We start from the raw sequence: 23,117 nt of genomic DNA on the forward strand, positions 1-23,117 counted from the left end.
CCGGAATGCTTCCGGCATCGCCACTGACAAGCGGGAGAAAGTTATGCAAGCGTTACACCCTGATTCCGATACCGCGGCCCAGCCCACCCGGGTTCGCTGGCGCATATTCGCCGTACTCTTTGTCCTGCTGGCGGTCAATCTGATGGATCGCATTACGCTTTCCATCGGCATTCCGTTTATCAAAGATGAGTTTCACCTGTCGCCTGCCATGCAGGGACTGATTCTCAGCAGTTTTTTCTGGTCATACGCGTTGCTGCAGGTGCCGGGCGGCTGGGCGCTGGACCGCTTTGGTCCGCGTAAAGTACTGACGTTCTCCAGCATACTCTGGGGTCTTAGCCAGATTGGGCTGGCGCTGGCGACGGGCGGACTGTCGCTGATTTTCGCCCGCATTGCGCTGGGCGTTGCCGAAACGCCGATTTCGCCCTCCGGCGGCAAAATGAATGCCAGCTGGATGCCGAAATCGGAACGCGGCCGCGGCGCAGCCATAATGGATTGCGGCAGCCCGCTGGGTGTGGCGTTTGGTGGACTGATCATCGCCTATCTGATCGACATGCTCGATTCGTGGCGGCTGGCGTTTATCGTCGCCGGCCTGTTCAGCATGTCGCTGGCGCTGCTGGCGTGGTACAAGCTGCGCGATCGTCCGGAAGAGGACCCACGGGTTAACGCCGCCGAACTGGCGCAGATACGACAGGGTCGTGACGAGGGTGCGCAGCCGGATGCGCCGCCGCCAGCCGGTCCGGGCGTCGACTGGCGATCGCTGTGCGGTCTGATGTTTGGCCGGGCGACCTGGGCGATGATCTACTTTGGCCTGATGACCTGGGGACCCAGCTATCTGGCGCAGGCACGCGGCTTCGATTTGCGCTCCATCGGTAACGCCACCTTTGTGATTTTTATGCTGGGCGCAGCAGGATCACTCGGTGCCGGGTTCGCCGTCGATGCGCTGGTGAAGCGTGGCTTTCAGCACGGAACGGTGGTGAAGAGCCTGATTGCGCTGTCGGGCGGCGTTACGCTGCTGATCTTCTTTGCGTTGCCGGATGTCGCTAACCCGATTACCGCGGTGGCGATGCTGTCGGTCGCCTCCTTCTTCCTGACCGGCGGCGGCAGTATCTACTGGAGCATTCCGGCGCTGATCGCCCATCCGGCGCGCGCCGGCCTGGTCGGCGGTTTTATGAATATGGCGGGCAGCGTGGGCGGCATTCTGGTGCCGATCCTCGCTGGCCTGATCCTTGAGCTCACCGGCGGCTATGGCGGTGTGCTGACTTTCTTTACCTTGTGCGCCGCGCTCTACGTGATCGGCACGCTGTTTATCCGTTTTGCGCCGCCGGCCGCGCCGTTGCCAACCGGCAGCACCCAAATCAGCTAACCGCTCTCGCCTGGCGGTCAGGCTGCCGGGCGACATCTTACAGGAGAGACTATGCTTCGTTTTGCCGCTAATCTGACCATGCTCTACACCGAATATCCGTTTTATGAACGCTTCGATCGCGCCGCTGAAGCCGGATTTGAGGCGGTCGAATTTTTCTTCCCCTATGGCCTGGAGAGCGCCGATATCCAGCAGGCATTGGATCGCAATCAGCAGCAGCTGGTGCTGTTTAACATGCCGCTGGGTGACTGGGATGCCGGTGACCGTGGATTCGCGGCGCAACCGGCGCGGCGTGAGGAGTTCCGCCGTGCTATCGACCAGGCGGTGAGCTATGGGCAGCAGCTGAAACCGCCACGTATTAACTGCCCGTCAGGACCGGCCGCGGGACAGGGCGATCCTCTGCCTACCCTGCGCGAAAATTTTGCCCTGGCGGCCAGCGCGCTCAGGGCGCATGACATTCAACTGGTGCTGGAGCCGATTAATCACGGTGATGTGCCCGGCGCGGTGATCTCCGGCGTGGAGCAGGCGGTGCGACTGTTTGACCAGATCGGCAGTGATAATCTGGCGGTGCAATATGACCTCTGGCATTCGCTGCGCGCCGGTGAAGATCCGTATCGCGTGCTGCCCGCCTTTATCGACCGTATTGCGCATATCCAGATTGCGGACGTTCCCGGTCGTCACCAGCCCGGCAGCGGCGAAGTCGATTTCGGGCGATTGTTCACGCTGCTGGATAACCTCAACTATGACGGCTGGGTCAGCCTGGAGTTTCATCCGCAGGGCACAACGGACGCCAGCTTTGCCCATCTGCGTCAGCTTGGGGTGCTGAAATAAAAAAGGCCGCTGCCCTGACGGGAGCGGCCTGATGCGGCTATCGCGGCGGTTAATGTGCGTCGATAAACACAATCTTCAGCACAAACAGCAGTGCGACAATCACCACGCAAGGGCTGATTTCGCGCCAGCGGCCGGTGCCAAGTTTCATCACGCAGTAAGCGATAAAGCCCAGCGCAATGCCTTCGGTAATAGAGAAGCTGAACGGCATCATCGCGGTGGTGACGAAAGCGGGCACCGCTTCGGTCAAATCATCCCAGCGCACGCGCGACAGGCTGGCGGTCATCAAAACGCCGACATAAATCAGCGCACCGGCTGCGGCGTAGCCTGGCACCATGGCCGCCAGCGGCGACAGGAACATCACCAGCAAAAACAGCACGCCGGTGACCACCGCCATCAAACCGGTGCGGCCACCAATCGCGACGCCCGAGGTGCTTTCAATGTAGGCGGTGACCGAAGAGGTTCCTGCCAGCGCGCCGCTGACCGAGCTGATGCTGTCAACATAGAGCGCCTGCTGCATACGCGGGAAGGTGCCGGTTTCATCGGTCAGCCCGGCTTTGTCAGTGACACCGATCAGCGTGCCGGAGGAGTCGAACAGATTGACCAGCATAAAGGAGAAGATGACGCCAGCCATGCCGATGTTGAATGCACCTTTGATGTCGACCTGGCCCACCACTGAGCTGATGGCCGGCGGCGCGGAAAACAGGCCAACAAACTTCACGTCACCCAGCATCCAGCCAATGGCGGTAGTGACCACCATAGAGATCAGTACGGCGGCATGGATATTACGTGACGCCAGAATAGCGATAATAAAGAAACCCAGCGCGCCCAGCAGTACGCTGTGCGAAGTCAGGTTGCCTACCGCCACCAGCGTATCGGGATTGGGCACAATAATGCCGGCATTTTTTAGCCCCATCATGGCGATAAACAAACCAATCCCGGCGGTGATGCCGACGCGCAGACTCAGCGGAATGTTGGCAATCATCCAGTAGCGCACCCGCAGCAGCGTCAGGATCAGCAGGCCCACCGCACCCCAGAAGATCGCGCCCATGCCGACCTGCCAGGAATAGCCCATCGCGCCCACCACCACAAAGGCGAAAAAGGCGTTCAGCCCCATCGCCGGTGCCAGCGCCACCGGCAGATTGGCAAACAGCCCCATCAGAATACTGCCGAAGGCGGCAATCAGGCAGGTGGTGACAAACACCGCCTGGGTGTCCATACCGGCCACGCCAAGGATCTGCGGGTTCACAAAGACGATGTAAACCATGGTGAGAAAGGTGGTTACCCCTGCGATCACTTCGGTGCGCACCGTGGTGCCATGTTCCTGCAGTTTAAAGATGCGCTGCAAAAGGCCTTGCTTGCTCATGCCATCCATCCAGAAGAAAAAATCATCGGCGCGTATCCTGGCGATTTTACCAGGCCAATACAATGATTTTTCGCAACCGATTGCCACTCTCGCAATCTTCGCTCAGTACGGTAGAGTGAGGGACGCCCATAAAATCAAAGGATAGAGTCTGATGTCAGTAGAATGCGTCTTTTTCGATTGCGATGGCACGCTGGTGGACAGCGAACTGCTCTGTACCCAGGCCTACGTCAATACCTTCGCCCGCTATGGCATCGACCTGTCGCTGCAGCAGATGTTTGAGCAGTATAAAGGCGTCAAACTGTACGACATCATCCGCGACGTCGGTGAAGCGCATCAGACGTCGTTACCGATGGAAGAGGTGGAAACCGCCTACCGTGCCGAAGTGGCACAGCTGTTTGACCAGCATCTCAAGCCGATCGACGGCGCGAAAGCGCTGGTTGAGCAGATCAAAGTGCCGATGTGCGTGGTGTCGAACGGAACGGTGAAGAAGATGCAGCACTCGCTGGGCTTAACCGGCATGCTGCCGCGGTTTGCTGATCGTCTCTACAGCGGTTATGACATTCTGCACTGGAAGCCCGATCCGGAACTGATGTACCACGCTGCCGAGCAGATGCAGGTCGCGATTGAGCGCTGCATCCTGGTGGATGACTCTGAAGCGGGCGCGCGTGCCGGCATTGCCGCCGGTATTCCGGTCTTCTACTACTGCGCCGATGCGCATAACCCGGAACTGGATCATCCGCTGGTGACGCGATTCGACAACATGGCGGAGCTGCCCGCGCTGTGGCGCGCCCGCGGCTGGGACCTGGTATAACAGGCTTCAGCCGGGCCCGGCCTGTCGTGTCAGCAGCGCGCGCAGCCCGTCAGCTGACGAAGTGACGTTTATCGACGCGTTTAAGCACCATCGCCAGCAGCAGGCTGCCGCCCAGCGTGACGCCGAATACCCACGGCAGATCGAGCCACGGACGTGACATATCGTCGTAATGATGGGTACGCAGATAGTGGATAAACAGCGCGTGAAAACCGTAGATCGGCAGTGAATAGCGCGCAATCAGCGCTAAACCCGGCAGCGCGCGCTGGTTAAGCGCGTTTTTAAACACCATCAGCAGACTGATCGCCGCGATAAATACCAGAGGCCCGCAGTAGAGATACCAGGTGTCGTTAAACGCCCCGTTGACCCGTAACGCCTGCTTTGTGCCCAGCGCAATGCCTATGACGCAGGCGATAAATACGCCAGTGGCGGCAGGCGTCAGCCCACGTCTTGTCGTCTCCATGGTGCCGATCGCCCGTCCTAACAGTGCATACAGCAGGTAATAGATGCTGTCACCGCTGACATAGAGGTTGACCGGCAGAAAGTGAAACGGCCCCAGCGACTGGCTGACGGTATTGGGATTGGCCAGTACCGCCAGCACCAGCACCAGCAGCGCCACATAACGCGCCTGCACGCTTTTCACCTGTATCAGCGGCGACATCAGATAGATGCCGATCAGCGCAAAAAAGAACCACAGATGATAAAAAACCGGCTTTTGCAGCATTTTCAGAATCGAGCGCCCTTCACTGATCGGCGTCAGCCAGGTGATGTAGGCCAGCGACACGGCGCTGTAAAATAACAGGCAGAGCACCAGCCGTATCATGTGGCGCGGCTGCGCGCTGCGCTCACCAAAAAACAGGTAGCCGGAGATCATAAAAAACAGCGGTACGCAGACCCGTGAGGCGGAGTTCAGCAGGTTAGCAACATCCCAGCTGGCGCCGGTTACCGCCATGGGGCCGGTGATATACCAGGTGGTGGTGTGGATCACGATCACCATCAGGCAGGCAACCGCGCGTAAATTATCGATCCAGTAAATCTTCTGCGGCATGGCGTCCTCTTGCGCATAGCGTCCGTGCGAAGAAGGGTAGCCAGGCGCGGCGATGGCAACAACCTTTGGCCGCAGGATTCAGAGACCTCTGTATGGCTGCAACAGGCGATTACGGTGAAACCGCGCCGCAACCGCACAGGATTTCCGGCTGCACATCGCGCGGTCAAAGGGTATACTGTTGCCCTCTTTTTTCATCTAGCCAATCGCGTGCAAATTCAACATGCAAAAGTTTGATACCAAGACCTTTCAGGGCCTGATCCTGACCTTGCAGGATTACTGGGCACGTCAGGGCTGCACCATTGTTCAACCGCTGGACATGGAAGTAGGCGCTGGCACTTCACACCCGATGACCTGCCTGCGCGCACTCGGCCCGGAGCCGATCGCCGCCGCTTACGTGCAGCCGTCTCGCCGTCCGACCGATGGTCGCTACGGTGAGAACCCGAACCGCTTACAGCACTATTACCAGTTCCAGGTGATCATTAAACCGTCACCGGACAACATTCAGGAGCTGTATCTCGGGTCGCTGAAAGAGCTGGGTATGGACCCGACGGTGCATGACATTCGCTTCGTGGAAGATAACTGGGAAAACCCGACGCTGGGTGCCTGGGGACTGGGCTGGGAAGTGTGGCTCAACGGCATGGAAGTGACGCAGTTTACTTACTTCCAGCAGGTCGGTGGCCTGGAGTGCAAGCCGGTGACCGGTGAGATCACCTATGGCCTGGAGCGTCTGGCGATGTATATCCAGGGCGTCGACAGCGTCTACGATCTGGTGTGGAGCGACGGTCCGCTGGGTAAAACCACCTACGGCGACGTGTTCCATCAGAACGAAGTGGAGCAATCCACCTATAACTTCGAATACGCCGACGTCGATTTCCTCTTTACCTGCTTTGAGCAGTACGAGAAAGAGGCGCAGCATCTGCTGGCGCTGGAAAAACCGCTGCCGCTGCCCGCTTACGAACGCATCCTGAAAGCCGCACACAGCTTTAACCTGCTGGATGCACGCAAAGCGATCTCGGTCACCGAGCGCCAGCGCTATATTCTGCGTATCCGCACCCTGACGAAAGCCGTGGCTGAAGCTTACTACGCCTCTCGCGAGGCACTGGGCTTCCCGATGTGCAATAACAAAAAGTAAGAGGCAGCCATGACTGACAAAACTTTCCTGGTGGAGATCGGCACCGAAGAGCTGCCACCAAAAGCCCTGCGCAGCCTGGCTGAAGCCTTTGCTGCGCAGGTTACTGCGGAACTTGATGCCGCTAACCTGAACCACGGTGAGGTGACCTGGTTTGCCGCGCCGCGCCGTCTGGCGCTGAAAGTCGCTAACCTCAGCGCTTCCCAGCCCGATCGGGAAGTGGAAAAACGCGGTCCGGCGGTCAGCGCGGCGTTTGACGCCGACGGTAACGCCACCAAAGCCGCAGAAGGCTGGGCACGCGGTAACGGTATCACCGTTGATCAGGCTGAACGTCTGAGCACCGATAAAGGCGAATGGCTGGTTTATCGCGCCCAGGTTAAGGGCGAAGCTGCGCAAACCCTGCTGCCAGCGATGATCGCTACCGCGCTGAGCAAACTGCCGGTGCCAAAACTGATGCGCTGGGGCGACAGCGATGTGCAGTTTGTCCGTCCGGTTCACACCGTGACCCTGCTGCTCGGCGAAGAGCTGATCCCGGCCACCATTCTGGGCATCGACTCGGCGCGGACTATTCGTGGTCACCGCTTCATGGGCGAACAGGACATCACCCTTGATAATGCCGATCAGTATCCGGATGTGCTGGAGAAACGCGGTAAAGTGATCGCCGATTACCAGACCCGTAAAGCGATGATCAAGGCTGATGCCGAAGCGGCCGCGCGCCGTCTGGGCGGTAATGCCGATCTCAGCGACAGCCTGCTGGAAGAGGTCACGTCGCTGGTGGAGTGGCCAGTCGTCCTGACCGCCACCTTTGAAGAGAAATTCCTCAAGGTGCCGGCTGAAGCGCTGGTTTACACCATGAAAGGCGATCAGAAATATTTCCCGGTGTATGACAATGACGGCAACCTGCTGCCGAACTTCATTTTTGTCACCAATATCGAATCCAGCGATCCGCGCCAGATTATCTGGGGTAACGAGAAAGTGGTGCGTCCGCGTCTGGCCGATGCGGAGTTCTTCTTCAATACCGACCGCAAAAAGCGTCTGGAAGATCATCTGCCACGGCTGGAAACGGTGCTGTTCCAGAAAGATCTGGGCACGCTGCGTGATAAAACCGATCGCATTCAGGCGCTGGCGGGCTGGATTGCCGGTGAAATTGGTGCCGATGTGAATCACGCCACCCGCGCCGGTCTGCTGTCGAAGTGTGACCTGATGACCAACATGGTCTTCGAGTTCACCGACACTCAGGGCGTGATGGGGATGCACTACGCGCGCCACGACGGCGAAGCCGAAGATGTGGCGGTGGCGCTGAATGAGCAGTATCAGCCACGCTTTGCCGGTGATGCGCTGCCTTCCAGCCCGGTCGCCTGTGCGCTGGCGATTGCCGATAAAATGGATACGCTGGCCGGTATTTTCGGCATTGGTCAGCATCCAAAAGGCGACAAAGATCCGTTCGCACTGCGTCGTGCGGCGCTGGGCGTGCTGCGTATTATTGTTGAGAAGAACCTGCCGCTCGACCTGCAAACCCTCACCGAGGAAGCGGTGCGTCTGTATGGCAGCAAGCTGAGCAACGCTCGCGTGGTGGATGATGTGATCGACTTTATGCTGGGCCGCTTCCGCGCCTGGTATCAGGAAGAAGGTCACAGCATTGATACGCTGCAGGCGGTACTGGCGCGTCGTCCGACCCGTCCGGCAGACTTCGATGCCCGCATGAAAGCGGTGTCGCATTTCCGTACGCTGGATGCCGCCGCTGCGCTGGCCGCCGCCAACAAGCGCGTCTCTAACATTCTGGCAAAATCGACCGAAACGCTGAATGACAGCGTGCAGGCGTCGCTGCTGAAAGAGAATGAAGAGATTCAGCTGGCGACCTTTGTCACCGCGCTGAGCAGCAAGCTGCAGCCTTACTTCGCCGAAGGCCGTTATCAGGATGCGCTGATTGAACTGGCGCAGCTGCGTGAAGCCGTAGATAACTTCTTCGATAAGGTGATGGTCAACGCGGATGATCCGGCGGTGCGGGTTAATCGCCTGACGCTGCTGGCGAAACTGCGTGAACTGTTCCTGCAGGTGGCGGATATCTCGCTGCTGCAGTAAACCTTTCAGTGCAGTATGGAAAAGGGACGAGCTATCGTCCCTTTTTTTATTAAGTTTTCCCGCCTCTAAAGCCTTTTCTGCCTGTTATCTGACGGCAACTGTTTTCAACCTTTAAATAACCTCAATTCTCATAAAGCAATAAATAATCGTTATAACGCCCCTTTGCCAACATAAATTTAAATTAAACGTCCCATCCATATCAGATTATTACAAAAATTAAATGGCCGCATTACACGTAATATATTTCGGTAATCCTCTTGTTAAGAAACCGCCTGAAAAAAAGATATTCTATTGTTTTTCTGATTTTCAGGTAGATAATTCGCCAGTAATTACAGCCGGTTAAAATTAATGAAACGGATTTTCATGAAACGAATTTGTTTATTCCTCAGGTTATCGCTAACGCGTTTATTCGTCGTGCTGGCGGGATCGCTGTTTAGCTGCGTTTTACCCCTGCTGGCGGCCACGCCAGCAGATACCCGCCAACAGGAAAGTCAGGAGATTGATGCTCGCGAGCAGTTGCGTCAGCAGGCGCGTGAACGTGCGCTGCAACAGCAGAATGCGCCGCAGGCTAATGAGCATCTTCCCCGGCCCGACAGGTTGCTGCCCGATTATCCTGCCAGTGAGCACCCTTGTTTTATCGTTGATCGCCTTGTACTGACTGGCGAGGCAGCCAGCCAGTTTCAGTGGGCGCTCAATGCCGCCGCAGACGCCACCGGCCGCTGCCTGGGCAGCCAGGGGATCGTCCTCGCCATCAACAAAGTGCAGAATGCGATTCTGGCCAAAGGCTATGTCACCACGCGCGTAATGGCGCAGGAGCAGGATCTGACCAAAGGTGTGTTAACGCTGACGTTACAGCCGGGCCGTATCAGCAAGATCCGCTTTGATGAACCGGTGTCCTGGCGCGGACGGTTGTGGAATGCGATTCCGGCATCATCGGGCGATATTTTGAATCTGCGGGATATTGAGCAGGGTCTGGAGAACTTTAAGCGGGTGCCGAGTGCCAGTGCCGACATTAAAATCGTGCCTGGCGACAAGGAAGCCACCAGCGATCTGCAGGTCAACTGGCAGGAAGGCCGCCCGGTGCGGCTCAGTCTGGGACTGGATGACAGCGGCTCCAGAACGACCGGGCGCTATCTCGGTTCCGCCACCCTCGCAGTGGATGCGCCTTTTGCGCAGAACGATCTGTTCTACGCCAACATCGGCAAAAATTTGTTTGAGCATGGGCCTTTCGGCAACCGCTCGCACACCCTGAATTACTTTTTCCCGATAGGATACTGGGCCGTTTCCGCCAACTACAACGACTACACCTATCACCAGAACATCCCCAATGCCAACGAGGTGCTGCGCTACAGCGGCAAGAGCGACAATGTCCAGCTCACGGTCTCCCGGTTGCTCTACCGCGATCGGTCGCACAAAACCACGCTTAACCTGCGCGGCTATCGAAAGCACGCCACCAACGCCGTCAACGATATCGATATTGAGCAGCAAAAGCGGCGCACCGCGGGCTGGGAGCTGGGCCTGAATCAGCATAGCTACCTGGGCAGCAGCACGCTGGACGCTAATATTGCCTGGCGGCGCGGTACCGGTGCGTTTAATGCGCTTCCTGCGCCGGAAGAGTCGCGACATCAGGGCAGCGCACGTACCGGCATATTGCTGGGCGACCTCAGCATTAATCAGCCTTTCGCCGTGGGCGAGCAGCCCTGGCGGGTTTACAGCAGCGTGCGGGGACAATGGAGTCCGAATGCCCTGACGCCGCAGGAGCGAATGGCGATTGCTGGCCGCTATACGGTACGCGGCTTCGATGGTGAACAGATGCTGTCGGGGGAAAAAGGACTGCTGTGGCGTAATGAAATCGGCTGGAATCTTTTCTCGCGCGGACATGAGCTCTATCTGGCTGCCGATTATGGCCGGGTAAGCGGACCCGGCACGCACTACCTGGTTGGACATCAACTGGCTGGCAGCGCACTTGGCGTGCGTGGCGCACTATGGCAACGGTTCAGCTATGACCTGTTTGCTGGTATGCCGCTCTATAAGCCTGCAGGCTTTCATACTTCAGGCGTAACGGCAGGTTTTAGCATTAATCTGGAAATCTGATCGGCAAAGCCCGCTTTCCCGCTTCGCTAACGATTTGAATGGACCGCTTTTTCTCACGGATGTGACCCATGAATAAACATTGCTATCGTATTATCTTCAGCCGTACCCATGGGGAACTCCGTGTGGTATCGGAACTGGCCCGCAGTTGCAGCACTGAACCGGGTCAGAGTTGTGGCAACGGTTCGGCGCGCCTCTGGGTCACTCTACGCCGTGCGACGTGGCTGCTTGGACTGGCCCTGTTTGCCGGGCCAGCAATGGCGAACGGCATTGTAGCGGATAGTAATGCTACGCCAGGACAGCGGCCGGATATCATCGCTACCCAGAACGGGCTGCCACAGGTCAATATCACGGCCCCCAATCAGGCGGGTATCTCGCATAACCAGTATCAGCAATTCAACGTCGCGCAGAACGGCGCCATCCTGAATAACTCCGCAGTGATGACCTCAACACAACTGGCCGGAATGATTCAGGGCAACCCGAAACTCAACCCAAACGCCCCAGCGGCGCGGGTGATCATCAACGAAGTAAACAGCAATAATCCCAGCCAGCTACGCGGTTATATGGAAGTGGCGGGCGGACGGGCGCAGGTGATCGTTGCCAACCCGGCCGGGATCGTCTGTAACGGATGCGGCACCATCAACGCCGGCCGCATGACGCTGACCACTGGCAAGCCACAACTCAATGCTGACGGCAGCCTGGCGGGTTATCAGGTCGAACGTGGCGTGGTGCGCATTGAAGGCGGCGGACTCAACGGCGATCCCCGTCACGATACTGAGTACGTTGACGTACTGGCCCGCGCGGTGGAGATCAATGCGGGCGTCTGGGCCAAAAAAGAGCTGGCGGTGGTGGCCGGTCGCAACCGCGTAAGCGCAGACGCACAGACGGTCACACCGCTGGCTGACGACGGCAGCGCCAGACCTGAACTGGCGATCGACATGGGGCAGATGGGCGGCATGTACAGCGGCCAGATCCGCATGATTGGCACCGAAGCGGGCGTTGGCGTACGTAATCAGAATGCCCAGGTTCAGGCGGGCAAAACGCTGGTGGTGAGCAGCGAAGGTAAGCTCGTCTGGCAATCGGCGGCACAGGATGGCGTGACGCAGGCTGGAGGCGACATCAGCCTGGCGGCCAGAGAGGATATTGACTATCAGGGCAAACTCCACAGTGGTGGTCAGCTGACGGTCCGGAGCCGCGAAGGCGGAATCACTCAGTCCGGCACCCTGGCGGCGGCAGGTGATGTGCGGCTGACCGCGGCCCGCGGCATACAGAGCAGCGGACACCTGCTGGCAGGCAGCGATGCCAGCAGCCAGGTTGTGCAGGAAGCTAATCTGCAGCTTGAGAGCCAGGATGTCATTCGCGCCAGCGGTAGCCTGCTGAGCAAAAAAGAGGTCAGCGTGCGCGGACGCCGGGTCGATCTCAGTGGCGCTCAGATCGCGGCCAGCCGCGCAACGCTGACGGCTCAGGAAGGGGGTGTTGCCGTGCGTCAGGCGGTGATCAACGGTGATGAGCTGATGATTAACACGGCAGGTGATATTGAGGCGCAGCAGGCGCAGATTAGCGCCGGGCGCTGGCAGATCGATGGACGCAGCCTGTTCAGCCAGCAAGCCGGATGGTCACAGACCGGAAGTGGCGAAAGCCGCTTCACACTGAGTGGTGGTCTGGATAACAGCGACGGAACGATTGAGAGCCGGCAGCTCAGCTTCCGGGCCGCCTCCCTGAATAACCAGCGTGGGCGCATGGTCGCACTCGACAACGTGGCGCAAACCTGGCGGATTGACGGTCTGCTCGACAATACCGCGGGTGAGCTGGGTAACAACGGCGATCTGACGCTTGAAACAGGCAGCCTGACTAACCAGGGTGGTACCGTCAAAACCCAGGCCGCACTGACTATTAATGCCAGCGCGGCTGTTAACAACAGTCAGGGTAAGCTGCTGGCCGGTGATGCGCTGACGCTCAGCGCGGGTGCTGACCTGAATAATCAGTCCGGCACCCTGAACGGCGGTCAGCTGTTGCTGAATGCGCAGCATCTGAATAATGCGCAGGGCGAGATCGTCAGCCAGCGCGACCTCGGTCTGACAGTCAGTGGACTGGACAATCAGGCTGGCCAGATCGTAGCGCGCGGGGCGCTGGATATTCACACCGGTGAATGGAACAACCGTGGCGGCACGGCGCAAAGCGAAACGCAGCTCAGCGCGCAAGCCAGCAGCCTCAATAACGACGACGGCAAACTGCTCTCCAGCCAGCAATTAAGCCTCTCCGTGCACGATCAGATCAGCAACCGCACAGGTGAAATCAGCGGCACCGCGCTGAAGGTGAACAGCAGCAGCTTCGATAATACTCAGGGCAAAGTGATTGGCCAGAAGACGCTGGATCTCACTGCCGGTCAGGGGATTGACAACACACAGGGGCTACTGGGTGCGGGTGACGCACTGACTATCCGTACCGATGGCGAACTCAATAACCGTGGTGGAACGCTTCAGAGTAACGATCTGACCACACTGGCGGCGCGTGAGATGCAGAATGAGGCAGGTAAGATTCTCGGCGGCCAGCAGCTGACCCTGAATGCCTCGGGCCAGCTGAGCAACCGTTCAGGTGAAATCAGCGGTAAATCACTGCTGCTTAACACCAGCCAGATCGATAATGCCCGGGGCAAACTGATTGCGCTGCATGATCTGAGCCTGGCGACGCCACAGGGCCTGGATAACAGCGGCGGCTGGATCGAAGCGGGTCATCATCTTTCCCTCAACAGCGGCGGACTCTGGCAGAACCGTGACGGTATGGCGCAGGGCGGTGAGCGGGTTACGGCGACGGCAGACCAGCTCAATAACGGCAGCGGCCGGTTGCAATCTGGCGGTGATCTCGCCCTTACCAGCCACGGCACTATTCTCAACCAGGGTGGCAAACTCACGGCGCAAAACGCGCTCGCGATCCGTGGCACCGCAGCGACGCTGTTTAATAACGATGGCGGATCGTTGCAAAGCAGTGGCGATCTTCTCCTGCAGGGTGGATCGCTGACCAATCGCCAGTCAGGACTGATTTTTAGCCAGCAGGCACTTACGCTCAATCTGACGGGCGATTGGGACAATCAGGGCGGCAGCCTTACCGGCAATGGCCGCACGCAGGCCAGCGCCGCGAATCTGTTGAATGCTCAGGGCGCGATCAATGCGCTGGACACGCTGGATATGCAGTTCTCCGGCCGTCTGGATAACAGCAATGGCCGAATTTTCAGCCGGTTAAACCAGACCCTCCAGGCGCAGGAGATGGGCAATGCCCAGGGCTGGATGGGCAGCCAGGCGAGCTGGACTGCCACCAGTGCCGGTTTCGATAACACGGCGGGCAGTGTGCAAAGTCAGCAGCAGGCGGAACTCACGGCGAACTGGCTCAGTAACGCCAGCGGCGTGCTGCAATCGGCAGCTGGCATGGTGTTACGTGTTGCTCAGGACATCAACAACCTTGCCGGTAAGATTTATGCCCAGCAGCAACTGACGGTGCAAGGTCAGACCGACGGTAGTCGCGCCGGTAACATAAACAATACGGGCGGCCAGTGGCTGGCTGGTGAGGCGCTGACTATCACCGCTGCGCGTCTTGATAACACCCAGGGCGGTCTGCTCTACAGCCAGCGGCAGTCACGGCTGAACCTGGCCGGTGATCTGGATAACCGGGCCGGTAAAGTGCAGAGCGGCGAAGTATTTCAGCTGGATGCGCAGGTGCTGAACAACGCAGGCGGCAACATCGACAGTCAGCAACAGCTTACCCTGCAGCTGTCTGGTCAGATTGATAACAGTGGCGGTGCGGTACGCAGCAACGGCGGACAGCAAATCAATGCCGCGACGATCGATAACCGTCAGGGCGTGTTCAGCAGTCTTGAGACGATAAACCTGACTACCGGGCTGCTGGAGAATGCCAGCGGCACGCTGATCAGCCAGGGCGCGGGCTTCTATCATGTCGACACGCTCAATAATCAGCAGGGCAAAGTTCACAGCGGGGCGGTGCTGACTTTGAATGCCACTCAGCTGAACAACCAGAGCGGACAGATGGTCGCCACTCAGGATTTAGTGCTGAACGCCACGGCGATCGATAACCGTTCACAGGGCATGATCAGCAGCCAGGCGGGACTCTCACTGCAGGCCGATCGCTTTATCAACCGCGACGGTGGCCTGTTACTCGGCACCACCTACACCGACATTTCTGTCCGTGATATCGATAACAGCGCCGGACGGCTGCAAAGCGCTGGTACGCTCATGCTGCGCGGTGTTGCACAACTGGACAACCGGCAGGGACGGGTGCTGGCGAATGGCGACCTCACCATCAACGGTGATCTCTCACCGACTGATTCACCGCTGGTGCTGCTCAATCAGAGCGGAAGGCTGGAGAGTGCTGGCGCATTGAGCATCCATGCACACTCTTTCAATAATCAGGACGGCACGCTGCTGGGCTTGCAGGCGCTGACGCTGACCGCGCAACAGGACTATACCCACAACGCGGGCGAAACTATCAGCAGTAACGGGACGGTAACCTTCTCTCTAAGCGGGGCACTGACTAACCTGGTTGACTGGCTGCTGCCGGGTAATCTGGTGCTGAATGCCTCGGCCATAACCAATCCTGCGATGCTGGTGGGCAAAACAGTTCAGCTCACTACCGGTGCGCTGCTGAACAGCGGGCGTCTTGAAGCTGATGCCCTGACGCTGAATGTCGACTCGCTGGATAACAGCGCCACCGTGATGGGCGATGAGGTCACCGTGCGTGGCCGGGTGATTGACAACCACGGACAGCCTGCAGTCATCGCGGCGACTGAAAGTCTGACGCTGCAGACCGGTGAGCGCCTGACCAACCGGGACGGCGCTCTGCTCTATAGCGGCGACCGGATGAACCTTCACAGTGATGACCTGATTGAGAATCGGGCAAGTTTTATCGAAATGGACGGTGATGCAACGATTGAGGCGCGGCGGCTCGATAACCTGCGCGAAGGGCTGGTGATAGAGCGTGAGGCTGAGACCAGCGACTACAAGTGGCATCGATATAACTACTACTGGCGATCTTACGGCTCAGCAGTGAGCACCGATCTCAGCACCATGGCGTCGACCACACAGCAACTGACTTTCCAGGATGAGGCAGCGGCGCAGAGTAATCCTTACGGCACGCTGCTGGCGATTGACGCGGCGGGCAAACGCGCTCAGGTCCGTGTCAAAAACAATCAAGGTCAACTGACTGAGCTGTGGATAAATTATCTGGCGCTTAAACCCAACGCCGACGGCAGCTATGCCATGACTTTTTATGAGACCCGTGGATACCGCCAGAAGGGTGCCCCGACGCCTTATCACAATACCTTCTGGCGCGAACATAACATTGGGCAAATTGAACAGTGGGACCCGGAACGTCACATCGACATCGATAGTGCGCCGTTTGTCTCCGATTACAATAATCTGCGTGAGCGTACTGCTACTGGCACGGTTACACGCGACCAACTGGTAAGCGAAGGCATCGGAGCCCGTATTCTGGCGGGTGGCAACATGATCCTGCGCATCACGGATAAGTTGCTCAATGACGCCAGCGTTATTACCGCCAATGGCAACCTGACACATGAAGGTGGGGGAAGCGTAGATAACCGGGGCTATTCGGTCAATGAGCGACGGCAGGAAGTGATTGTCGATCACTATGACAAGGATACCCATCACTGGTATCCGACCTTCAATTCCGATGAGACCACCGCCCTGGCAACCGTTGACGGCATCATTACCGGCAACGGAAACGTCACGATAAACGGATTCAGCATCACCAACACCACGGTTAATCAGGCGCAGATCAGCCAGCTTGAAGCGGCGCTGCAGGCAGTGGACGCTGAGCGTGCGGAGTATGAACGAAATCCGCTGGCCTTTGCCGTAGACGGCATTGCCCGTCATGACGGCGACACAGAACTTGCAGCGGGCGGCCAGCTTACGCAGTCCGGCCTCAGCTCCCCATCTCAGCCAGGACGACCGCTGTTACCGGCAGAGCTGGCCCTGACGGCGCTGCAACAACTGGAAAGAGTCGCCACAACCCTCCCCAATAACGGCCTGTTCAGTCAGCATACCGCGGCGGGCAGCCCGTATCTGGTGGTGACTGACGAGCGCTTTACCAGCCAGAGCAAATTTATCAGCAGCGACTATCTGCTCGAACAGGTGGGTTACGATCCGTCACTGGTGCATAAACGCCTGGGTGACGGTTTCTACGAGCAGCGACTGGTGCGCGAGCAGGTGCTGAAACTGACCGGCAGGCCTTCCGTTAACGGCTGGGATGCGATGGCGCAGTATCAGGAGTTGATGAACAACGGCTCTAAAGTGGCGCAGGATTTCCATCTGGTGCCGGGCGTGGCGTTGACGCCGCAACAAATCGCGGCGCTGCAACAGGATATCGTCTGGCTGGTCAGCGAAACTGTTGATACGGCAGACGGCCCTCAGACAGTGTGGGTGCCGAAAGTTTATCTGGCACAGACCACGCTGCGGTTAACCGGGGATGGGGCAGTGATTGGTGGAGGCAACCTGCAACTCTCGGCCGACAGCGTGACCAATGCCGCTAACCTGTTTGCTGACAAGGCGCTGTCCATCGATGCCGGAGAGTTTCTGCATCAAAGCGGCGATATCAAGGCGGGCAGCATTAATGTGCGGGCCGACCAACTGACAATCAGCACTAATTTGCAGGATGCGCTGCGTCAGGCGACGATGAGCGCCGATGATATTCGTCTCAGCGGTACTGATATTACGCTCGCTGGAGCGAAGCTGGATGCCACCGATAATCTTAGCTTGCTGGCAAGCAACGACCTGACCATTACCGCTGCGAAAAGCAGCCATACCGCGGATCTTGCTTTCATATCGGGCTCGATGGGGAACCGTACCCGCGACGGCATGGAAGAGGCTGGTTCACGGCTGGCGCATGTTAGTGGTGAATGGCAGCAGGCGCTCGGCAGTGAACTCAACGCCGGAGGCAATCTTCTTCTCTCAGCCGGGCGGGACGTCACACTCACCGGCAGTCAGGCCAATGCTGGCGGCCAGCTCGATGTGCAGGCAGCGGGCGATATCACTATCAGGGCTGAAACCACCACCAATACCACCCATCTTGAGGCTGACAGCCGCACCTCGTCGGTCAGCAACAGTCGCCAGGAAGATCGTCTGTTGCTCAGCACCCTGAGCGGCGCTCAGGGTGTGACGCTGGTGGCGGGAAATAACCTGCTGGCCGAAGGCGCGCAGGTCGACAGTACCGGGGGCCGCATTGGCGTCAGCGCACAGGACGTCACTATTAAGGATGCGCGTACCCGCACGCAGGACCTGGACAGCGAGAACAGGCGGCTGGGTAATACCCGCAGTCATCGTGACGAGGAGACGATTCGCGAGGGCAGCATGGGAAGCACCTTCGGCGGAGAACAGGGCGTAACGGTCATCGGGCGTGAGGGTGACGTGACGGTCACCGGCAGCACGCTGCATAGCGGACAGGGTGCTGTTGCGCTGCAGGCGAAAAAGGATGTCATCCTCAGCCACACGACAGACAGCGAGCACCGCGTCTCAGAAGAAAAAAGTCGCGGCCGAAAAACCAAAGGTGAACGCTCGGAGGAAATGCTGCGTGAGAACGTGGTGGGGAGCACGCTCAGTGGACGTGATGGCGTCACGGTGGTGGCGCAGGACGGCAGCATCACCGCCACGGCCAGCACTCTGCACAGTGAGCTGGGGGCCGTGGCACTGCAGGCGAAACAGGATGTGACCCTCAATACCGCCACCGAACGGGCGCTGGACTTTAGTGAAGAACGTTCTGAGAGAAAAGGCTTCCTGAAAAAGAGCAGCAGCCACACTATTACGCAGGACGGCAGCACCCGCGAGAACGGCAGCCTGCTGAGCGGCGAAAGCGTCACGGTCATCGCCGGACGCGACCTGACGGTGACCGGATCGGCGGTGGCTGCCGATCGGGACGTCAGTCTGCGGGCCGGGCGCGACGTGGAGATCGGCGCGGCAACCGAGACCGACAGCCATTATCAGCTGCAGGAGAATAAAAAGAGCGGGCTGCTGGGCAGCGGCGGCATCGGCTTCACTATCGGCAAGCAGTCCACCCGCCATGAAATCGATGAGAAGGGCACGACCCAGAGCCAGAGCGTCAGCACCGTCGGCAGCAGCCAGGGCAGCGTGGACATCACGGCGGGCAACCGGCTGCACGTCGGCGGCGCAGACCTGGTGGCGGGTCAGGACCTGAACCTGACGGGCGACAGCGTAACTGTCGACCCGGGCGTTGATTCACGCAGCCGTAAGGAAACCTTCGAGCAGAAACAGAGCGGTCTGAGCATCGCCCTGTCAGGCACGGCGGGCAGCGCGCTCAACACGGCGGTGAGCAGCGCGCAGCAGGCCAGGAAGTCGGGCGACGGTCGGGTCAGCGCGCTGCAGAACACCCAGGCGGCGCTGAACGGGGTGCAGGCGGCACAGGCGGCTCAGATGGACGGGCTGCAGAACGGCGGAGAAGGCGGTAGCAACACCATCGGCGTCAGCGCCTCGTACGGCAGCCAGTCGTCGAAAAGCGAGACGCGTACCGAGAGCAGCCAGTCGCAGGGCAGCACGCTGACGGCGGGCCGGAACCTGACCGTCACGGCAACCGGCAAAAACGGTACGGCGCAGAGCGGCGACATCAGCATCACCGGCAGCCAGCTGAAGGCGGGCGGCGACCTGGGGCTTGATGCGTCGCGGGACATCCTGCTGCAGTCGGGGCAGAACACGCAGAGCACCGACAGCAAAAACAGCAGCAAAGGCGGCAGCGCCGGTATCGGCATCGGCGCGGGGTCGGGCGGCTACGGCATCAGCGTGTCGGCGAGCGTCAACGCGGCGAAGGGCAGTGAAAAAGGCAACGGGCTGACGCACAGCGAGACCACGCTGGACGCGGGCAACCGGCTCAGCCTGACCAGCGGGCGCGACACCACGCTCAGGGGCGCGCAGGCAAGCGGTGAGAGCGTGAAGGTGGACGCGGGCCGCAACCTGACGCTGGCCTCGGAGCAGGACAGCGACCGCTACGACAGCAGACAGCAGAGCGCCAGCGCGGGCGGCAGCGTCACGTTCGGCTCAATGACCGGGTCGGCGAACGTGAACGTGAGCCGGGATAAGATGCACAGCACCTGGCAGAGCGTGGCGGAGCAGACCGGGATATTTGCGGGCAGCGGCGGCTTTGACGTGACCGTGGGTGAGCACACGCAGCTCAACGGGGCGGTCATCGCTTCCACTGCTGCCGCCGATAAGAATAAGCTGGACACCGGCACGCTGGGCTACGGGAACATTGAGAACCACGCGGACTATAAGGTGGAGCACCAGAGCGCGGGCATCAGCACCGGCGGCAGCGTGGGCGGTCAGTTCGCCGGCAACATGGCGAACGGGATGCTGGCGGGGCTGAACGACAGCGGCAGCGCGGACTCTGTGACGAAGGCGGCGGTGAGCGAAGGCACCATCGTTATCCGCGATAAGGAAAAACAGGCGCAGGACGTTGCAGATTTAAGCCGCGACGTGGAAAATGCGAATCCGGGTCTTGAGACCATCTTCGACAAGGAGAAGGAGCAGAACCGGCTTAAGGCGGCTCAGCTGATAGGGGAAATCGGCAGCCAGGCGGGGGATATTGCGCGGACGCAGGGTGAGATCATCGCAACCCGGGAGGCGAACGAGAAGATGTCCGGCGTCACGCAGACCGACCGCGACAGGGCGCTGGCTGAGCTTAAAGCCAAGGATCCGACGAAGCAGTACAGCGCAGACGACGTCAGTAAACAGGTTTACAGCAACTTCTACAATCAGGCGTTCGCCGACAGCGGATTCGGTACCGGCGGTAAGGTGCAGCGTGCCATCAGCGCGGTGACGGCGGCGGTGCAGGGCCTGTCGGGCGGGAACCTGGCGCAGGCGATAAGCGGCGCGTCGGCACCGTACCTGGCGGAAAAGATACATGAACTGACGACGGACGCGAACGGTAAGGTTAATGTCCAGGCGAACCTGATGGCGCACGCGGTGCTGGGTGCGGTAACCTCGTACGTGGCGGGCAACTCGGCGCTGGCCGGCGCCTCGGGCGCGGCAATGGGCGAGTACATCGCGCAGCAGCTGTATCCGGGCGTTAAACGTAACGACCTGTCTGAGGAGCAGCGACAGACGATAAGTGCGCTGGGTACGCTGGCGGCGGGTCTGGCGGGCGGCGTGGTTGGTGACAGCACGGCGGATGCGGTGGCGGGGGCTCAGGCGGGAAAAAATGCTGTTGAATTTAACTGGCTTAACCAGTCACAGTCAGTCGCCTTTGATAAGGAGCTGTCAGACTGCCGAAGCGCTGGCGGTGATTGCCAGGCCGTTGTTGATAAATGGAAGCAGGTCAGCGATCGGCAAAGCGCTGAAACCAGCGATAAGCTGAAAGACAACCCGCTGGAAGTTCAGGTCGTCGATAAAGAGCTGGCTCAGGGTGGCTATGATATGGCAGAACGTCCCGGTTGGGTCGGCACCCTTCCCGGCGTGAATGTCATGACCAGCGAGGAAGCCAAAGCTTACGTTCAGCAGTGGAACGGCCGGGATCTGGCGAAGATAGATCAAACCAGCCCTGAATGGACAAAGTATGCCACGTTCGTGTCTGACCCGGAAAATCAGGCCCTGCTTGTTTCTGGCGGGTTGCTGGCGAAGGATGTGACAAAAGCGGCTGTCTCGTTTATGAGCCGCAATACGGCAACGGCTACCGTCAGCGCCGCAGAAGTGGGCATGAAATGGGGCCAGGGCAATATGAAACAGGGAATGCCGTGGGAAGATTATGTCGGGACTTCACTGCCCACCAATGCGCGGTTACCGCAGAACTTTAAAACGTTCGATTATTATGATGTGTCAACAAAAACGGCTGTGAGTGCAAAGTCAATGGATACGCAGACGATGGCGAAGCTGGTTAACCCTAATCAGGTTTACAGTTCGATCAAGGGAAATATTGATGCGGCGGCAAAGTTTAAAGAATATTCACTCTCAAGTGAAACAATAACATCATCAATGATCGCTAACAGAGAAATTCAACTGGCGATACCTGCTAATACGACCAAATCTCAATGGATAGAAATAAATAGAGCCATTGAATACGGTAAAAACCAAGGTGTGACAGTTAAAGTAACACAGGTGAAATGATGGAATTTAATAAAGATCAGGATTATTGGGCTGAAGTATTCGTAACGAATAAATTTTTGAATGTGAACACTTATTCAGGGTTAGGCCGCGTCCGCAAAGATCCTGACTCCCCATCACATTTGTTACAACCAGACGCAGATGATCAGAGCGTCGGTGAAACAATTTTTGAAGCGCTGCTAAGCAGCCGGACATTGACAGTTAAGGAATGCGAGACCTTTTTTGATCCTGAAAAAGGGAGAGAACAATACGCAACCTGGATATCGATGCTGATGGAGAAATATGGTTATAAAACCAAACGTGCATTGTTTAAGAATATGAAAAAATGTGGTGTTCATCTGGTAAACAATCAGATTACTATTCGTCCCAGCTACCATGAAAAGTTGGAAGCCTGGAGCGGTGACAGGATCAATGAATCTGATTATGTGATACTTCCAGCAGATAGTTCACCCTCTGAAATCGGTGCAGGGTTACGGTTAGCACTCAGTCGCTGCAAGGGTTAATTAAATATAAATCCCGGCCAACCTGGCCGGGATTTTTGCTTTTAAATCCTGAATCCTTCCGCTTACCGCCGCTGCAACCGGATCACACCGGGTGCAGCGGTCATCTCCAGCTGTTCCGCCTCGGTGATACCGAAGCCGGTCAGCCAGTCGCCGCCGATAATCACCTCGCCATTCTCCCGCACCCAGTCAGCCCCCAGATCCTGCCACTGCTGGCTGGCTTCACAGAGCTCTATCCACTCCGCCTCATCGGTAACGGTTGTCACCGACAGCGTGTTATCCCGCAGCACCAGCCGGATCGGAGTGTCGGTGGCAAATCCGAGCGCGGCCAGCTGGCCGCCTGCGACAGTCAGTTCCGGGACGGGCTCACTGATAAAAGTGATGTTCATACGTTATCCTCCGTGATGTGCATGATGCGGATAATCAGCTGGCCCTGTTCGGCCATGATGCTAACCGGCTGGCCTCTGGTAAATCCCCACTGTTCCAGCCATCGTCCCTGGATGGTCAGCTGTGGCAGCGGGTTCGGCTTACCGCCGTTGGTGCGGTACCCGACGATGCTGTTACGTGCTTGGGGTACAGCAGGTTCTGACGTAGAATCATCTCTAGCCATAATTAACTCCAATCCAGTTAGTTGTGGTCAGCGGCTGTTGCGGGGGCCAACCCGCTTCAGCCGCGCTATAAATATTCCGATATATTCTTCCTTTCCTGTTTTCTCCTGTTCAAATATACACCTTCTTCTATATAAACCCGTTGGAAGTCAGGTAATAGATTGAGAG

The 23,117-nt window shown here is 58.4% G+C and carries 12 protein-coding genes; 8 read left to right on the forward strand and 4 right to left on the reverse strand.

Translation table 11 applies throughout. From position 1 onward, the window contains the following. The first annotated feature begins 43 nt into the window (after positions 1-43). Both ACX3P5_RS19115 and ACX3P5_RS19120 read left to right on the forward strand, forming a co-directional pair. Positions 44-1,363 carry an MFS transporter gene (locus ACX3P5_RS19115; protein WP_458969120.1) on the forward strand — a complete coding sequence of 440 codons (1,320 nt, stop codon included), beginning with the start codon at positions 44-46 and terminating at the stop codon, positions 1,361-1,363. Positions 1,364-1,414: 51 nt separating this feature from the next. Continuing rightward, a complete protein-coding gene (locus ACX3P5_RS19120) occupies positions 1,415-2,191 on the forward strand; it encodes a hydroxypyruvate isomerase family protein (RefSeq protein ID WP_336756996.1) in 777 nt (258 codons plus the stop codon). Between the two features lie 49 nt (positions 2,192-2,240). Here ACX3P5_RS19120 and ACX3P5_RS19125 read toward each other — a convergent pair whose 3' ends face one another. Beyond that, a complete protein-coding gene (locus ACX3P5_RS19125; protein ID WP_233985728.1) occupies positions 2,241-3,554 on the reverse strand; it encodes an NCS2 family permease in 1,314 nt (437 codons plus the stop codon). Positions 3,555-3,705: 151 nt separating this feature from the next. Here ACX3P5_RS19125 and yieH point away from each other — a divergent pair, with 151 nt between their 5' ends. After that, positions 3,706-4,365, forward strand: a complete 660-nt coding sequence (gene yieH / locus ACX3P5_RS19130; RefSeq protein WP_233985727.1) for a 6-phosphogluconate phosphatase — start codon at positions 3,706-3,708, stop codon at positions 4,363-4,365. Between the two features lie 49 nt (positions 4,366-4,414). Here yieH and ACX3P5_RS19135 read toward each other — a convergent pair whose 3' ends face one another. Further along, the gene (locus tag ACX3P5_RS19135; RefSeq protein ID WP_233985726.1) at positions 4,415-5,410 is read right to left on the reverse strand and encodes an acyltransferase; all 996 of its coding nucleotides are present in this window, start codon (positions 5,408-5,410) and stop codon (positions 4,415-4,417) included. A 220-nt stretch (positions 5,411-5,630) separates the two neighbouring features. Between ACX3P5_RS19135 and glyQ the strand changes: the two genes are divergently transcribed. The 5 genes from glyQ to ACX3P5_RS19160 all read left to right on the forward strand — a co-directional run bounded on the left by glyQ (position 5,631) and on the right by ACX3P5_RS19160 (position 22,344). After that, the gene (gene glyQ, locus ACX3P5_RS19140) at positions 5,631-6,542 is read left to right on the forward strand and encodes a glycine--tRNA ligase subunit alpha (RefSeq protein ID WP_031375581.1); all 912 of its coding nucleotides are present in this window, start codon (positions 5,631-5,633) and stop codon (positions 6,540-6,542) included. A gap of 9 nt (positions 6,543-6,551) precedes the next feature. Beyond that, positions 6,552-8,621, forward strand: a complete 2,070-nt coding sequence (gene glyS, locus ACX3P5_RS19145; RefSeq protein ID WP_458969121.1) for a glycine--tRNA ligase subunit beta — start codon at positions 6,552-6,554, stop codon at positions 8,619-8,621. Positions 8,622-8,984: 363 nt separating this feature from the next. Continuing rightward, positions 8,985-10,715 (forward strand): ShlB/FhaC/HecB family hemolysin secretion/activation protein, encoded by a 1,731-nt coding sequence (locus ACX3P5_RS19150; RefSeq protein WP_458969122.1) that lies wholly within the window; start codon positions 8,985-8,987, stop codon positions 10,713-10,715. A 68-nt stretch (positions 10,716-10,783) separates the two neighbouring features. Beyond that, on the forward strand, positions 10,784-21,844 hold the full coding sequence (locus ACX3P5_RS19155; RefSeq protein ID WP_458969123.1) for a hemagglutinin repeat-containing protein: 11,061 nt from the start codon (positions 10,784-10,786) through the stop codon (positions 21,842-21,844). After that, positions 21,844-22,344, forward strand: a complete 501-nt coding sequence (locus tag ACX3P5_RS19160) for a contact-dependent growth inhibition system immunity protein (protein ID WP_458969124.1) — start codon at positions 21,844-21,846, stop codon at positions 22,342-22,344. The genes ACX3P5_RS19155 and ACX3P5_RS19160 overlap by 1 nt, the downstream gene beginning before the upstream one ends. A 62-nt stretch (positions 22,345-22,406) precedes the next feature. Here ACX3P5_RS19160 and ACX3P5_RS19165 read toward each other — a convergent pair whose 3' ends face one another. Both ACX3P5_RS19165 and ACX3P5_RS19170 read right to left on the reverse strand, forming a co-directional pair. Further along, entirely contained in the window at positions 22,407-22,730 is a 324-nt protein-coding gene (locus ACX3P5_RS19165) for a SymE family type I addiction module toxin (RefSeq protein WP_458969125.1), read from the reverse strand. Further along, positions 22,727-22,951, reverse strand: a complete 225-nt coding sequence (locus tag ACX3P5_RS19170) for a SymE family type I addiction module toxin (protein WP_458969126.1) — start codon at positions 22,949-22,951, stop codon at positions 22,727-22,729. The genes ACX3P5_RS19165 and ACX3P5_RS19170 overlap by 4 nt, the downstream gene beginning before the upstream one ends. Positions 22,952-23,117 lie beyond the last annotated feature (166 nt).

It is taken from the genome of Pantoea sp. S-LA4 (assembly GCF_054482835.1).

Bases quoted from the DNA above. Each gene is read 5' to 3' on its own strand.
- ACX3P5_RS19115 (WP_458969120.1), top strand. From the start codon at position 44: ATGCAAGCGTTACACCCTGATTCCGATACCGCGGCCCAGCCCACCCGG.
- ACX3P5_RS19120 (WP_336756996.1), top strand. From the start codon at position 1,415: ATGCTTCGTTTTGCCGCTAATCTGACCATGCTCTACACCGAATATCCG.
- ACX3P5_RS19125 (WP_233985728.1), bottom strand. From the start codon at position 3,554: ATGAGCAAGCAAGGCCTTTTGCAGCGCATCTTTAAACTGCAGGAACAT.
- yieH (WP_233985727.1), top strand. From the start codon at position 3,706: ATGTCAGTAGAATGCGTCTTTTTCGATTGCGATGGCACGCTGGTGGAC.
- ACX3P5_RS19135 (WP_233985726.1), bottom strand. From the start codon at position 5,410: ATGCCGCAGAAGATTTACTGGATCGATAATTTACGCGCGGTTGCCTGC.
- glyQ (WP_031375581.1), top strand. From the start codon at position 5,631: ATGCAAAAGTTTGATACCAAGACCTTTCAGGGCCTGATCCTGACCTTG.
- glyS (WP_458969121.1), top strand. From the start codon at position 6,552: ATGACTGACAAAACTTTCCTGGTGGAGATCGGCACCGAAGAGCTGCCA.
- ACX3P5_RS19150 (WP_458969122.1), top strand. From the start codon at position 8,985: ATGAAACGAATTTGTTTATTCCTCAGGTTATCGCTAACGCGTTTATTC.
- ACX3P5_RS19155 (WP_458969123.1), top strand. From the start codon at position 10,784: ATGAATAAACATTGCTATCGTATTATCTTCAGCCGTACCCATGGGGAA.
- ACX3P5_RS19160 (WP_458969124.1), top strand. From the start codon at position 21,844: ATGGAATTTAATAAAGATCAGGATTATTGGGCTGAAGTATTCGTAACG.
- ACX3P5_RS19165 (WP_458969125.1), bottom strand. From the start codon at position 22,730: ATGAACATCACTTTTATCAGTGAGCCCGTCCCGGAACTGACTGTCGCA.
- ACX3P5_RS19170 (WP_458969126.1), bottom strand. From the start codon at position 22,951: ATGGCTAGAGATGATTCTACGTCAGAACCTGCTGTACCCCAAGCACGT.